The organism is Pseudomonas aegrilactucae (assembly GCF_019168305.1).
GTDB classification, from domain to species: Bacteria; Pseudomonadota; Gammaproteobacteria; order Pseudomonadales; family Pseudomonadaceae; genus Aquipseudomonas; species Aquipseudomonas aegrilactucae.
In genome coordinates this window covers 1-1413 of sequence record NZ_JAHTBI010000151.1, presented here as the reverse complement: position 1 = coordinate 1413, position 1413 = coordinate 1, and the positions used below count along the sequence as shown (strand labels likewise).

General features: G+C 61.1%; 1 protein-coding gene. It reads left to right on the top strand.

Going from position 1 to position 1413, the window contains the following annotated elements:
• Positions 1-130 precede the first annotated feature (130 nt).
• A partial coding sequence (locus KUO17_RS26080) for a TonB-dependent receptor (RefSeq protein ID WP_217978431.1) occupies positions 131-1413 on the top strand: 1283 nt, incomplete at its 3' end.

Below are 1413 nucleotides of genomic sequence, written 5' to 3'. Positions count from 1 at the left end.
ATGTGCTGCCCCCTACCCCGCCAGCAAGGCCTGACCTGAGCCCGCGCGCACCGCCCCTGAGCTGAAGCTGTCGTTGACACCTTTTGTGGGCCCTGTGCGGCCGAGCCTATTCAAGCCAGGAAGCTCTTCAATGCCTGCGAACACCTGCATCGCACGGGCCATGTTGCCCGTGCTCGCCCTGTCGTGCGTCTTTACCTTAAGCCCTCTGTCCATGGCAATCGCCGACACCCTGCCCAGCGAGAACTCCACGCTGACCCTCGGTGCAGTCAGCGTCACCGCCAACAACACCGGCCCACTGGCCACCAGCAGCGTACTCAGTTCGGTGGATATCCTTGGCGGTGACATCCTTGAGAAAATGCCCGTGGCATACAGCTGGGAACTGCTGCGCCGTGCACCCGGCGTGATGCTGACCGAGTTCAACCAGGGCACCACCTCGGGCAAGCTGTCATTTCGCGGCTTCAACGGCGAGGGTGAGATCAACGCCGTCAAGCTGTTGATCGACGGCATCCCGAGCAACACCAATGACGGCAACATGCCGTTTATCGATATGGTCTTCCCGCTGGAAATCGACAGCCTGGAAGTGGTGCGCGGCACCAGCGACCCGCGCTATGGCCTCAACAACATCGCCGGCAACGTCAACATCAACACCCGCACCGGCGGCGACTACAGCAAGGCACGCCTGCGCTACGGCAGTTTCAATACCCGTGAAACGCAACTGGCCAAGGGCATCGAGACAAGCAACTGGACGCAGAACTACTTTTTCGCCTACCAGCAGACCGATGGCTACCGTGACCATGGCGACACCGACCGCTACAGCTTCGGCGGCAAGTGGTTCTACACCCCGGATGACAACCGCTATCGTCTTGGCCTGATCGCCCGCCACTACGAAGCCAAGGCGCAGGAAGCAGGCTACCTCACCGAGGACGATGCCCGCCGTCATCCACGCATGAGCAACGACTACAACGCCACGGACAAAGGTACGCGGCGCATGAACCAGCTGAGCCTGCATTTGGACACCGACCTCGCCGACACCTTGTCCTGGTCGGCCAAGTCCTACCTCAACACCTTCGATGACCGCAGGTGGACACAGTACTGGCGCACCAGCGCACAGCAGGAGCGCAACAACTACGAAACCCAATACGGCGCCCTCACCTCGCTGACCTGGCGCCCGCAGGTCAGTTGGCTGCACGCCTTCGCGCTCGAAGGTGGTACCGATGTGCAGAAACAGGAAAACCGCAGCGAACGTTACCGCACGGCTCAACGCGTGCGCCAGGCGCAGACCCGTGACCAGCGGTTTGATTTCGACACCTACGGTGCCTACGTGCAGGCCGAGATCAAACCGTTCGAGTCGCTGAAGATCGTACCCGCCTACCGGGTGGACAAGATCAGCGGTGACTTCACCAATGAAATGAC